11 protein-coding genes and 1 tRNA gene are annotated in these 12,084 nt (G+C 54.1%); 3 read left to right on the forward strand and 9 right to left on the reverse strand.

Annotation, left to right across the window (positions count from 1 at the left end; all coding sequences use genetic code 11):
• The first annotated feature begins 268 nt into the window (after positions 1 to 268).
• The gene (locus ACF8D4_RS15280; protein ID WP_304716312.1) at positions 269 to 526 is read left to right on the forward strand and encodes a DUF333 domain-containing protein; all 258 of its coding nucleotides are present in this window, start codon (positions 269 to 271) and stop codon (positions 524 to 526) included.
• A 25-nt stretch (positions 527 to 551) separates the two neighbouring features.
• On the opposite strand, the gene ACF8D4_RS15285 is transcribed toward ACF8D4_RS15280, so the two are convergent.
• Positions 552 to 1,109, reverse strand: coding sequence for an acyloxyacyl hydrolase (locus tag ACF8D4_RS15285; RefSeq protein ID WP_101058235.1), 558 nt, complete (start codon positions 1,107 to 1,109; stop codon positions 552 to 554).
• A gap of 412 nt (positions 1,110 to 1,521) precedes the next feature.
• Positions 1,522 to 2,523, reverse strand: coding sequence for a tryptophan--tRNA ligase (gene trpS / locus ACF8D4_RS15290; RefSeq protein ID WP_025010003.1), 1,002 nt, complete (start codon positions 2,521 to 2,523; stop codon positions 1,522 to 1,524).
• A 335-nt stretch (positions 2,524 to 2,858) separates the two neighbouring features.
• On the opposite strand from trpS, the gene ACF8D4_RS15295 reads away from it, so the two are divergent.
• Positions 2,859 to 3,458, forward strand: coding sequence for a HupE/UreJ family protein (locus ACF8D4_RS15295; RefSeq protein ID WP_052678858.1), 600 nt, complete (start codon positions 2,859 to 2,861; stop codon positions 3,456 to 3,458).
• 74 nt (positions 3,459 to 3,532) lie between these two features.
• Here the strand turns inward: ACF8D4_RS15295 and ACF8D4_RS15300 are convergent.
• The 6 genes from ACF8D4_RS15300 to yjjX form a co-directional block, all read right to left on the reverse strand.
• A tRNA-Pro gene (locus ACF8D4_RS15300) sits at positions 3,533 to 3,609 on the reverse strand.
• 112 nt (positions 3,610 to 3,721) lie between these two features.
• Complete coding sequence (locus ACF8D4_RS15305) at positions 3,722 to 4,171, reverse strand: SufE family protein (RefSeq protein ID WP_392468831.1); 450 nt, start codon at positions 4,169 to 4,171, stop codon at positions 3,722 to 3,724.
• A 3-nt stretch (positions 4,172 to 4,174) separates the two neighbouring features.
• Complete coding sequence (locus tag ACF8D4_RS15310; protein WP_392465811.1) at positions 4,175 to 5,389, reverse strand: aminotransferase class V-fold PLP-dependent enzyme; 1,215 nt, start codon at positions 5,387 to 5,389, stop codon at positions 4,175 to 4,177.
• A gap of 79 nt (positions 5,390 to 5,468) precedes the next feature.
• Complete coding sequence (locus ACF8D4_RS15315) at positions 5,469 to 6,509, reverse strand: NADP(H)-dependent aldo-keto reductase (protein WP_392465813.1); 1,041 nt, start codon at positions 6,507 to 6,509, stop codon at positions 5,469 to 5,471.
• 367 nt (positions 6,510 to 6,876) lie between these two features.
• The gene (locus tag ACF8D4_RS15320) at positions 6,877 to 7,878 is read right to left on the reverse strand and encodes a bifunctional helix-turn-helix transcriptional regulator/GNAT family N-acetyltransferase (RefSeq protein ID WP_208157419.1); all 1,002 of its coding nucleotides are present in this window, start codon (positions 7,876 to 7,878) and stop codon (positions 6,877 to 6,879) included.
• 192 nt (positions 7,879 to 8,070) lie between these two features.
• Positions 8,071 to 8,607: an inosine/xanthosine triphosphatase gene (gene yjjX, locus ACF8D4_RS15325; RefSeq protein WP_025010008.1), complete on the reverse strand. Its 537-nt coding sequence runs from the start codon at positions 8,605 to 8,607 to the stop codon at positions 8,071 to 8,073.
• A gap of 233 nt (positions 8,608 to 8,840) precedes the next feature.
• Between yjjX and ACF8D4_RS15330 the strand changes: the two genes are divergently transcribed.
• Entirely contained in the window at positions 8,841 to 11,402 is a 2,562-nt protein-coding gene (locus ACF8D4_RS15330; protein WP_144159218.1) for an acylase, read from the forward strand.
• A 116-nt stretch (positions 11,403 to 11,518) separates the two neighbouring features.
• Here ACF8D4_RS15330 and ACF8D4_RS15335 read toward each other — a convergent pair whose 3' ends face one another.
• The gene (locus ACF8D4_RS15335; RefSeq protein ID WP_025010009.1) at positions 11,519 to 11,968 is read right to left on the reverse strand and encodes a GNAT family N-acetyltransferase; all 450 of its coding nucleotides are present in this window, start codon (positions 11,966 to 11,968) and stop codon (positions 11,519 to 11,521) included.
• Between the last annotated feature and the right edge of the window lie 116 nt (positions 11,969 to 12,084).

Here is a 12,084-nt window from a genome sequence, read left to right on the forward strand (position 1 = left end):
AAAAAGGTGATAACCGCGACACTTTACCCGCTTTACTGTCAAACACCAAAAAACAAGCCTGATCAAATTGGAAAAATCACGATCTGCCTGGCAAAAATTGCTGCTTACTTTTAACAATATTCATAACTTTCAAATCATTAACTTGGATAAGTGACTCATTCGCTTGCAGACCTTGCTATCTCCTTGTAGCTTGGAGTTTGTTTGAGCTGATACTGGAAAGTCTGCGGCGGCAATTGAGCGCGCCCAAGGGACTGAGTAAGGAGCCAAGATGCGAGTATTAACTGTAATGACTGTGGGCACTCTGTTGCTGTTGGCGGGCTGCTCTGAAGAGGCGGCAAAAACCGAGTCCGAGAGTCTGAAAGATACTGTGGGAAGCCCTAATCCGGCAGCGGTATTTTGTGTCGAATCCGGCGGTAAGCTGGAGCTGGTTCAGGAACAAAATGGCACTGTAGGCTATTGTCACCTGCCGGATGGCAGCATTGTGGAAGAGTGGACCTATTTTCGGGCCAATCATCCGGTAAATTGATTGGCCCGACTCCCTAAAAGGGGGGTTAGAAGCGGTAGCTGTAGGCCAGGTTGACAAAGTCGAGCCCTGGGTTGGGCTTGCTGAGGCCGGCATTGGAATAATGCAGGTAGGTGATGGAGACAGTCTGTTTGCGCTGACGGCCAAATTTGAAGGCAAAGCCCAATCTGTCTTCAAACTGATAGTGTGAGCCGACATCCTTACCGGCAAATTGGCTGTCATCCAAGAGGGCAAATCCGATCCCGGCCTCCAGATAAAAGTCCAGCCATTGCCCCCTCATCAGCGGGTATCTCAATATGGGTGACATGGCCAGCACATGATTGACATCATGCTGGTTATCCTCGCCGTATTCCCAAAAGTTGATACTGGCTTCCAGGGTCAGTTCCAAATCTTCACTGATAGGTTTCAGGGTATCCAGATACAGCTGATAAGCCAGTTTGATACCGTTGGCCTGGCCTTCGCCATGGATATAGTTGATTGCCACGCCCTGTTCGGCGGCGTTGGCATCTCCCGGCAATAAACTGCCCGGCAATATCAAGCTGAGCATGAGTGTAAGCAGGGGGAATAGTCTCTGTGAGTGTTTCATCTCGTTTCTGCCTCTCGAATCAATGTCGGCAGTTTAAATCCGTAAAATTAGAAAAAATATCGCAATAAAAGCGAGTTAATTTTCTAAAAAATGGAACTGTTAGTCTGTGCCAAGCCGAATGCAAACCAAACTGTATTTGCTGGTAAAAGCAAACCAAGTGGTCAGATTCAGCTGGTTCAAGCCAGTGGGATTTAATGCCTTAAGGGGTATTACAGAGGGAATATCGCTGTACTTGGCTATTTTAACCCTATAGTCATGCCGGGATTAGTCACTCAGACAGTGACAGTGTGTTGCATCTTGGCGGGCAATGCCGGCCGGCGAAAAGTCCGACCGATTGCGCTGCGAGAGGCTCAGCCAAGGGGCGGGCTTATGGCCCCTTGGGCTGAGCTAGTACAGCTGAGTGACCCATTGGTTAGCGAAACAGATTAAGTCCCATGGCGGCTTTGACATCTTGCAGTACGGCATCACTGATGGCTCTGGCTTCTTCCGTGCCCCGCTGCAGTATCGCCAGCAGTTGCCCCTTGTCTGCCATAGCCTGACTGCGCCGTTCACGCATGGGCGCGAGTAACTCCTGCAGGCAGTCATTGAGTATCCGTTTGCACTTCATGTCCCCGAGGCCTCCTCGGCGATAATGGGCCTTGAGCTCGGCTACCAGCGCCTTGTCCGGGTGGAAAGCATCGAGATAACTGAACACCGTATTGCCCTCGACTCTGCCCGGATCTTCCACCCTCAGATGGTTGGGATCCGTATACATGGAAAACACCGCTTGCTTGAGTTCGTCACTGCTCATTCCCAGTTCTATGGTGTTGCCAAGGGATTTGGACATCTTGGCCTTGCCGTCGAGGCCTGGGAGGCGGCCTGTGTCACTGAGAATTGCCTGACACTCCTTGAGCACTTCAGCCCCCACCAGATTGTTGAAGCGACGGACGATTTCATTGCTTTGCTCCAGCATGGGCAACTGATCTTCACCCACAGGCACATGAGTGGCGCGAAAGGCGGTAATATCGGCGGTCTGACTGACGGGGTAGACCAGAAAACCCGCCGGAAGGCTGCGCTCAAAGCCTTTTTGCTGGATCTCCGCCTTGACTGTGGGATTGCGCTCAAGCCGGGCAACCGTCACCAAGTTCAAGTAGATACAGGTGAGTTCCGACAGCGCCGGTAGCGCGCTTTGCAGGCAAAAACGTGTCTTGGCCGGATCCAACCCGGCCGCCAGGTAGTCGGCCATGACTTCGAGAATATTGTCGGTCACCTTGGCCGGGTTATGGCCGTTGTCGGTCAAAGCCTGATAGTCGGCGATCATTACGTTCTGATCGAATTCGTCCTGAACCTGGACTCTTTGCCTGAGCGAACCGACATAGTGGCCGATATGCAGTTTGCCTGTGGGTCTGTCGCCTGTGAGTATGATCTGTTTCATCTTGTTCTCCTTGAAATTGCCGGAGCCATAAGACGTACAGATACACAAAGGCCGCCTTATGGCGGCCCGGAAGATATGATTTTACCTATGTTTAATCCTGACACCGCCGGTTTGGGCTGCGCCACCAAGTCTGTTGCATGAGCAATGAGTCGATTGGGGAATACATAGGATTAATCAAAAATACATTTAAAGACCCAAGGATAGTAAGTCCTGAGTCTGTGTTATGCAAGTCAATTAAAGGTCGGTTTTTTGTCAGGAATTTGTGCCAGGTCAAGCATTTTTTTACCGTAAGGTATAAGGTTAAAGCGTAGTCACTCGGCAAGTGAGAGGTGCTTATGATGCGGTCCTTGTTTGCTGGCAGATCTTGGCTGTTCCTGGGTATTGGCGCCAGTCTGCTGTTGTCGCTGGGGGTTGTGGGACGCTTTCCCGAGCAGGTGATGCAACTCAACCCCCTGATGCTGGTAGCCAGTCTGCTGGTGGCCGTTGGCGTCGGTGTCTGGTCGGCGCAGCTTGGCGGTAAAGCCTTGTGGGCGGTGCCGCTCTCGTTTGTGCTGGTGATGTTAGCCGGTACCCTGATGGCACAAACCTCGGTGGCGCTTATCGTCAGCAAGTCCTTTGTTCTCCTGTCCATGTTTGTGCTCGGCATGTTGATTGCTGGCAATATCTGTTTTGCTACCCATGTCGCCGCGGCCATGGTCGCCATGTTGGCATTCGCCCATGGCTACACCCTGGGCAGCGCCAATCTGGGCGTGGCCGACTGGACCCTCAGTGGTTCCAATTTGTTTTTGGGCTATCTGGTGGGAATAGGCGCGACAGTATTGATCCTCAGCATGGTGGGGGAGGTAACCTGTAAAGTGCTGGCCAAGAAGCAGCTGCAATACGTGCTCGGCACTTGTTTGTTGCTGGCCGGCTTGATGATGGTTGTGGCAGTGTGACGGAGCAGAAACAACAAGGGCAAGTTCAATGAACCTGCCCTTGAGTCTTTGTGCCGCTTGGGTAGCGGTTTGATTGGTCGGAGCGACAAGATTCGAACTTGCGACCCCTGCCTCCCGAAGACAGCGCTCTACCGGGCTGAGCTACGCTCCGACTCTGGAATCAGATGGTAAGTGAAGCTTAATTGGAAAAATGCCAACCAGGCCGCAAAATTATTCTCCGATGTGAGCTGGATAGTTGAAGCGCTGAAAAAATCAGCATGCTATTAGCACTGGCTGAGCTCGATGATTCTGCTTATCAGGGCATAGAGGCCGTTGCTGCGGGATGGGCTCAGTTGCCCCTCCAAACCCAGTTGTTTGAGATAAGCCTTGGGCTCAAATTGCGCCAGGGTTTGGTTGTCGCTGTTATTCACCGCATGCAGCAACAAGGCAATCAGCCCCTTGACGATACGGGCCTCGCTGTCGGCAATAAACAGATGCTTGCCCTCGACTTGGCAGTGGTAGAGCCAGGCGGCGCTTTCACAGCCGCGTACCCGGGCGGCTTCTGTTTGCAATTCGGGTGGCAGGGCCGGCAACAGCTTGGCGCCTTGCATCAACTGGCGGTATCTGTCCTGCCAATTATTGGCCGAGGAGACGGCTTCAAATAAGTCGGCCAGCGGCGCCTGGGTTTGCTTGGCAAATTGGATAAAGTCGGCAGCAGTGAGTGTTTCTGTCATGGTTCAGTATCCCAGTAGTTCGGCGCTTGCCTTCAGGGCATCGAGAAAACGTTTGATATCTTGCTCATCTGTGTAGATCCCCACAGAGGCCCGGCAGCAGCCCTTGATACCCATCAGCGACATCAGTGGCATGGCGCAATGATGGCCGCAGCGTACCGCTATGCCTTGTTGATCCAGCAGTATGCCTACATCCTGGTGATGCTCGCCCTTGAGATTAAAGGCCACGGCGCCCAGATTATCCCCGTGAGCGGCGTAAAGTTCGACCCCGGCAATGGCGGATAACCCCTGTTGCAGCTTGTTCAGCAGTTTTTGTTCGGCAAGTGCCAGGGCTTGTCTGTCCTGCTGTTCGAGAAAGGCAACGGCCTCTCCCAGACCTATGACCTCGGCTATCGGCGGGGTGCCGGCCTCGAGGCGGTTGGGCAAGTCGCCAAATGTACTGCCTTGGAAACTGACGGTTTTTATCATCTCACCGCCGGTCAGCAGTGGCTCCAAGGTGTCGAGCAATTCATAGCGGCCCCAGAGTACACCTATGCCGCTGGGGCCATACATCTTGTGGCCGGAAAAAGCATAAAAGTCGCACCCCAGTTGCTGCATGTCCAGCGGCAAATGGGCGACGGCCTGGGCACCGTCCACCACACTGATGGCGCCGGCGGCGCGAATATCCTGACACAAGGCTTGTATGTCATTGACCGTACCCAATACATTGGAAACATGGCTGAGGGCCACCAACTTGGGCTTTTGCTGGAGCAGCAGACTAAAGGCCGCCTTATTGAGGCGCAGATCTTTATCCAGCGGAATGGGTTCCAGCCTGGCACCACTGCGTTTGGCCAGTTGTTGCCAGGGCAGCAGATTGGCGTGATGAGCGCAGCTGTCGACCAGAATGAGGTCATCCTTGCCAAATCGCTTGCCAAGGCCCCAGGCCAGCAGGTTGATGGCTTCGGTGGTGCCGTGGGTGAAGATGATCTCTTCCCGCCGGGTGGCATGGATAAAATGCTGCAAGGCATCACGCACAGCTTCGTAGGCCTGGGTCGCCCGGGCGGAAAGCTGATGGGCCGCTCTGTGCACATTGGCGCAATCTTCACGGTAAAAACGCGCCATCGCTTCCAGCACCCGCCGGGGTTTTTGGCTGGTGGCGGCCGTGTCGAGATAGACCAGGGGATAATCCCCCAAAATCTGGGTGAGCGCGGGAAACTGGGCGCGCAACTGTGGAGTGCTCATTGCTGTGGATCTTCAATCAAAAGGGCGCACAGATCTTTATGGATTTGTGCGCCCAATGCAAGGCGAAATATCTCAGCCCTTAAGGGCAAGGCAGGCGAAAGCGGCTCGATAGCGAGTTGAGCTCACCGAGCAGTTCATCACTCAGCTTAAGCTGCGAGGCGGCAATGTTCTCCTTTAACTGCTCCAGATTGGTGACGCCTATGATATTGCTGCCCACAAAGGGACGGGAGTTGACGAATGCCAGTGCCATCTGTGCCGGGCTCAGGTGGAATTTTTGGGCCAGCTTGACGTAGGCCTCGGTGGCCTCAAGCGCCAACTCGGTGCCGGTATAGCGGGCGAAGCGCTTGAACAGGGTCAACCTGGCGCCTGCTGGCCATTGGCCATTTAAGTACTTGCCTGTGAGGGTACCGAAGGCCAATGGCGAGTAGGCCAGCAGCGGTAACTCTTCGCGGTGGCTTATTTCACTCATGCCCACTTCAAAGCTGCGATTCAGCAGGTTATAGGGGTTCTGCACGCTGACAATCCGCGGCAGGCCGTGTTTCTCAGCCAGTTGCAGGTATTTCATCAGGCCCCATGGGGTTTCGTTGGAAACCCCGATATAGCGCACCTTGCCGGCGCGGATCACTTCGCTCAAGGCTTCTAGGGTATCCAGGATGGGGGTCATCGACTCCTGCTCCTGCTGCTCATAGAAGAGTTCGCCGAAGAAGTTACAGTTTCTGTGGGGCCAGTGGATTTGGTAGAGATCGATACAGTCTACGCCCAGGCGCTGCAATGATGCATCCACCGCCAGCTGGATATTGCGCCAGTCCAGTGCCATCTTGCTGCGGATATAGTCACTCTTGCCGCCGGGAGCCGCCACCTTGGTGGCAATCACCAGGTTATCTCTGTTGCCTCGGGCCTTGAGATAGGCGCCAAGAATGCGTTCGGTCTCACCCTGAGTCTCGGGTTTTGGCGGCACCGGATACATCTCGGCAGTGTCGATAAAGTTAATCCCTTCGGCTAGGGCCATATCCAACTGGGCGAAGGCGTCGGCCTGGCTGTTTTGCTCGCCCCAGGTCATGGTGCCGAGGCACAGTTTGCTCACTTCCAGAGTGGAGTGGGGGATACGTCTGTATTCCATTGAAAGCTCCCGCTAATTTCCTTATCTGCAAGCTAACAAGTGACAGAGGTTGATTGTCAATAAATAAAACTGTTTTCGTGTCACTTTTGTTGTTTTTCAGTTTGTTGAGCGGGAGGTGCAGGAATGGGAAGTATGATTTGGATTTCAATCTGTTGCATAACACCATCGCTGATGAATCAATCAAGGGAGAGGTGGCAATTGAGGACTTTGGGCAGGCATAACCGATTGCCAAAGTCACACTCCGGGAATAGCTGCAGCAATCACAGCGGCATTGCATCTATTGTGTTGGTGCGCTTTTTAGGCGAGGGCCGTAGCTGCCACCAGAGCCTTCGGTGGCAGCGGCTTGCTTGGTTAGAGGCTTGCTCGGCTAGAGTGTCAGCAACATTGGAATTTCACAGGCGCTGTGGCCGGTATTGCCAAGGGGCTTGGGCAGGACGGTAAAGCCCAGACTGGCGTAGAGGCCGAGCGCTTCCGGCAACAGTTTGGTGGTTTCCAGATAACAGGCCTTATATCCCTGCTCGCGGGCAAAGCTGAGACATTGCAGCGCCAAACGGCGGGAGAGTCCCAGGCCTCGCAGTGCGGGCATAAAGTACATCTTCTGCAACTCACATACGCCCTTTTCGCCGGGCAAGGGTGCTATGCCGGCACCGCCAAGCAGTTGCTGCTGTTTTTCAATTACCCAATACCGGCTGCCTGGCTGGCCATATTGGCGACTCAGGTGATCCAGGGTCGGGTCGGCTACACTGTAACCCTTATCGGGAGTCAGGCCATATTCGGCCGATACAGCACGTATCACGGCGGCCAGCCCGGCATCGTCTGCCGCCTGTAGTGGCCTGATTACCACCCCCTGTTGGCTCTTGGCTTTGGTAATCGCCTTGTTGTAGCAGCGCAGGCTGGCTTCCAGCTGGGTCACTTCGCTCGGTGCCAACTGGGCAAGAATGTCAGCAAATTGATTATCCTGCTGGTTATCCAGCTGTTTCAACATCTTATGCCCGGCCGGAGTCAGACTGACCTGCAGACAACGATTGTCTCTGGGATTGGCCTTGGTTTGGGCCAGTTGTTTCTTGACCAGATGACTGACGGCACGACTGGCATTGGATTTATCGATATTGAGCAGGCTACTCAGTTCTTTAATGCTGAGATCTTGCTGTCCCAGCTCCAGCAGTGTGTGTGCCTGCACAGGTGTCAGCGGCAGTTGCCCGCAGGCACCGGACAACATACCCAGCTGCCGTACCAGATGACGTGACAGGTGTCTGAGCACAGGGCTGACCTGGGCCAGTTCATCCTGAGATGCTTCCTGGCGATTACCCGGTTCTTTAACATCAGGCTTGGATGAGCCCGAACTTAGCGGTTTTGTACTGAGGGACATCTAAGGGATTACCTCGCAAAAAGATAAAATGGTTGCGATAGGCAACTAATGCTGAATTCAAGTTAGCTCAGTCTGTATCTATTTGCAACAGTTGGGTTTGGTAATTGTCCCGTATTTACACAGGTCGCTTGGGAAAGATTGAGGTGGGGCGGCCAACAACACCGCCGTTATTAATAACAGCGGTGACAGGTATCAGTAAAGCTCCGGGTAACGCAGTGGCGCCGATGCGAGCAGCAAGGCGGAGTGATAAATACTCTCGCGAGTAGCATGCCCCTGGGTCAAGAGCCCTATTGCACCACCTGCCTGTTTGACATTGACAGTATTGAACAGCGAATCCATCACATCCCCCAGTTCTTCACCGGCCTTAAGCGCGGCATAAACTTTGGGCGGCAGGGGCAGGTGAGCACTGCGGCCGACGCAGAGGCGTTCTTTGGTGGCTATGACGACATAGGCAAAGGTGGCCGGCCCCTGGGGAAAATCATCCACCCCACCTTCCATTGCCAGATAGTAATCTGCATCTGCATTCGCCTTGCACCATTCCACCCTGTTGATGGCTCCCTGGCGGGTATCGGCATCTGTCATGGGTTGCTCCGCCACACCGGATGGCGCCTTCATGGCTTGGCAGTGGATTTCGGCGTCGGGATGCAGGGCGCGAACCGCATTCTCTGCGGCTTTGAGTTTTACCGGGTTGGTAGAACCCACCACTATCTGCAACTGTTTTTGTTTCATATTTGTTTATTTGATGGATCTTTAATGTGGACGACCGTTTAAATCATTGTTTAAATGGTCGGAGGTGCGACCTTGAGTTGGGCGTCATTGTGACGTGCCATAAATCACAACGCAAGATGCACCGAGGGACACGACATAAGCGCCACGACAGACCCGTATGGCTTTTGGGGAGTTGTATTGTTCAAGGGGCTGGGCCTTGTCGGATAAATGGCATTAAAAAAGAGATAATTATAATGAAATTCAACAAACTCATGTACGCCATGGGGCTGGCAGGCACCCTGGCACTCGTTGGCTGTTCGGATGACGACAATGATCAGAACCCGCCTCCGGTCGACAACACACTGCAGGCATTTGCACCGGACGGCAAGCTCTCGGTCAGCGTTCGGCGCACCAGTTTCGGTGTACCTCACATTCAAGCCGACAATTTGGAAAGCCTGGGATTCGGTAACGGCTATGTGCAGGCGCAGGACAATCTGTGCATCCTGGCCGATGGTTTTGTTAAGGCCAACTCAGAGCGTTCCATGTATTTCGGCCCCCATGCCAGCCTGGACTTCACCACAGGGATCCCGGCCCGGGAAGACAATGGCAACCTGATCTCCGACTTTGCCTACAAGGCGCTCAAGGTCAGAGCTCAGGCCGAGGCCAAATGGCCTGAATTCAGTGAAAACTCCCGGGCACTGATCAGCGGGTTTGTCGCCGGCTACAACCGGTATTTGAGCGATGTGGCCGAAGGCAAGCAACAGGCCGAGCCCTTCTGTGCCGGGCAGCCCTGGGTCAAGCCTATTGAACCTGAAGATGTGGTGACCTACCTGTTTTCAATTGCTCTGTTACCGGGGGCGGCCAACTTCCTGGATCTGATCTTTTACGCCAATCCGGGTGATGGTGATGAATATTTGCCGCGAATAGTCGGCCCGGCTCCGGCCTCTGCCGCCCAGACCGCTTTTGTCAATGACATCAACAGCAAGCTGATTGCCAGAGCCGCCAATATTGCCACCCCGGAGACTAACCCGGGTGAACTGGGCTCCAACGGCTGGGGCCTTGGCAAAGACAAGACGGAAAACGGCAAGGGCATGGTGCTGGGGAACCCGCACTTTCCGCATACAGGTAACCTGAGGTTCTGGCAGTCCCATGCCACCATTCCCGGACACCTGGATGTGATGGGCGGCTCTCTGGTAGGCATGCCGGGCCCAATCAATATTGGTTTCAACAAAGATCTCGCCTGGACCCATACCTTCTCCACCGCCGAACATTTTGTGGTCTATAACCTGGAGCTGGTTTCCGGTGACCGAATGCAGTATCTGTTTGACGGTGAGCCTATGCCTATCAGCAAGGAAACCGTACAGGTGCTGGTCAATGCCGGTCCGGCGGGTATGCTGGTAGCCGAAAAAGATATTTATACCACTCCCAAGGGACCTATAGTCGAAGCGCCTGCCACCCAGGCACCTTTTGGTTGGGATGATGGCCAGGCCTTTATGTTGCAGGATGCCAACATGGCGACCATGGATCCCGTGGATCACTGGCTGGCGATGAACATGGCCGCCAACAAGCAGGAGTTTGTGCAGGCATTTAAAGACTATGACGGCATGATCTTCAATAACACCATGTATGCCGACAGGGAAGGCAACGCCTTCTATATCGATGACTCTACCGTGCCTGGATTATCAGAGGCGGCTGTGGTATTGCTGAAGACTTCCCCTGAGATCAAGGCGGCCAAGGCGCAGGCAGGCTTTACCATATTGCCGGGCAATACCTCACTGTTCGCTTTCGATGGCCCCACGCCTTTCGAGCGGGCGCCCAAGTTGGAACGCACAGACTTTGTGCAAAACTCCAATAACTCCTTCTGGTCTACCAACCCGGCCGAGCCGCTGGAGTATTTCTCCCCCATGTACGGCCCGGAGCGTGGCCAACTGAGCATGAGAACCCGCATGGGGCTCAAGCTGCTTGGTGATGCCGCCGGTAGTGATGGCAAGTTCAACCTGGATGAACTGGAGGCGGCAGTGCTCAACAACCGCAGCTATCTGGCCGAAATGGTTTTGGATGATCTGATTGCCCAGTGTGAGGCCAAGGGCAGTGAACCTGTAATGGTCGGTACCCTTGCCAAGGATATCAGCGCTGCCTGCGCGGCGCTCAAGGCCTGGAATGGTCATCAGGACAACGACAGTAAAGGCGGCGCCTTGCTTCGGGAATTCGCCCACCTGTTCAATGACAAAACCATGTTGACCCAAGGCTTTGATTATCTGCAGCCGGCGACCACTCCCACAGGGCTGAGTACTGACGGTTCGGCGCTCACTGCGCTGGCACATGCCGCACTCAACCTGGAAGCGGCCGGTTTTGCCGTCGATGCACCCCTTGGCAGTGTGCAGTTTGTCGAGCGTTCATTGCCGGATGGCAGCGCCAGTGGTGTGCGTTTGCCCTGGCCCGGCAGTCATCATGCCGAGGGTGGTTTCAACGTATTTTCCACCAAGACCAGTGGTGACGACACGCTTATCCCGCAGCACTCTTACGCTCCGGCAACCGATATTCTGAGCGGCAAAGCGCTGGATTCCGGTCTGAGCGCCAAGGGCTATCAGGTTCGTTATGGCTCCAGCTGGATGATGGCGGTGAGCTTTACCGATGAGGGCCCGGAGGCGAGAGGGATACTGACCTACTCAGAGACCAGCAATATTCTGCGTCCCGAGTTTGCCGATCAGACAGCGCTCTACTCCAGTGAGAAACGTTTCCGTCCCTTGCTGTTCAAAGAAGCGGATATTGATGCGGCAACCGTATCCAAGATGGAACTGACGCTCGAGCGTTAAGCGCTATTCTTTCAGCTTCAATGCCGCTCATCTTGATGAGCGGCATTTTTTTACTTGTGGTTGCCAACTCAGTCAAAGTGGCCTGGTTAACGTGACAACCTATATTTGCGCTGAACTTAGGCAGGCTTTTCCTCGTACATGAGGTAGTGGCTCTGACTCATGCCCAGTGATTGGTAAGTTTGTTGGGCACGGGTGTTTTCCTGCTCCACATAGAGCCTGAAGCTGGCAGCCCCACCTTGCTTTTCGGCCAGCGTCTTGACCTCCTGATACAGGGCGCGATAGATGCCTTTTTGTCTGTGCTCTGGCTTGATATAGACGCTCTGGATCCAGTAGTAGTCTGCGGCGCGCCAGTCACTCCACTCGAAGGTAACCATCAAGGAGCCTGCGATTTCACCTTCGATTTCTGCTACCAGATAAAAACCTTTGGCGGGATTTTCCAGCAGGGTGCTGACGCCTCGGCTCAGGGTGTCACTGTCCAGTGCCAATCCTTCGGTTTCCTGAGCCATCGCCTGGTTGAAAGCCACCAGGGCCTCGGTGTCTTTTGGGGTACCTTTTCTTATTAGCATAGTTATTCCTTTGAGTTCTGTTTGCTTGAATGCTCGTAGGGGCGGGCACAATTTATCAGCAGTCCTATGTTGGTGCAAAGGGGGGACTGGATTAAAAGTCGTCATTTCCGGTTTTA

Source organism: Shewanella sp. YQ_9, from assembly GCF_043103185.1.
GTDB classification, from domain to species: domain Bacteria; phylum Pseudomonadota; class Gammaproteobacteria; order Enterobacterales; family Shewanellaceae; genus Shewanella; species Shewanella algae.

Coding starts and splice junctions, on each gene's coding strand:
- ACF8D4_RS15280 (WP_304716312.1), top strand. CDS start 269: ATGCGAGTATTAACTGTAATGACTGTGGGCACTCTGTTGCTGTTGGCG.
- ACF8D4_RS15285 (WP_101058235.1), bottom strand. CDS start 1,109: ATGAAACACTCACAGAGACTATTCCCCCTGCTTACACTCATGCTCAGC.
- trpS (WP_025010003.1), bottom strand. CDS start 2,523: ATGAAACAGATCATACTCACAGGCGACAGACCCACAGGCAAACTGCAT.
- ACF8D4_RS15295 (WP_052678858.1), top strand. CDS start 2,859: ATGATGCGGTCCTTGTTTGCTGGCAGATCTTGGCTGTTCCTGGGTATT.
- ACF8D4_RS15305 (WP_392468831.1), bottom strand. CDS start 4,171: ATGACAGAAACACTCACTGCTGCCGACTTTATCCAATTTGCCAAGCAA.
- ACF8D4_RS15310 (WP_392465811.1), bottom strand. CDS start 5,389: ATGAGCACTCCACAGTTGCGCGCCCAGTTTCCCGCGCTCACCCAGATT.
- ACF8D4_RS15315 (WP_392465813.1), bottom strand. CDS start 6,509: ATGGAATACAGACGTATCCCCCACTCCACTCTGGAAGTGAGCAAACTG.
- ACF8D4_RS15320 (WP_208157419.1), bottom strand. CDS start 7,878: ATGTCCCTCAGTACAAAACCGCTAAGTTCGGGCTCATCCAAGCCTGAT.
- yjjX (WP_025010008.1), bottom strand. CDS start 8,607: ATGAAACAAAAACAGTTGCAGATAGTGGTGGGTTCTACCAACCCGGTA.
- ACF8D4_RS15330 (WP_144159218.1), top strand. CDS start 8,841: ATGAAATTCAACAAACTCATGTACGCCATGGGGCTGGCAGGCACCCTG.
- ACF8D4_RS15335 (WP_025010009.1), bottom strand. CDS start 11,968: ATGCTAATAAGAAAAGGTACCCCAAAAGACACCGAGGCCCTGGTGGCT.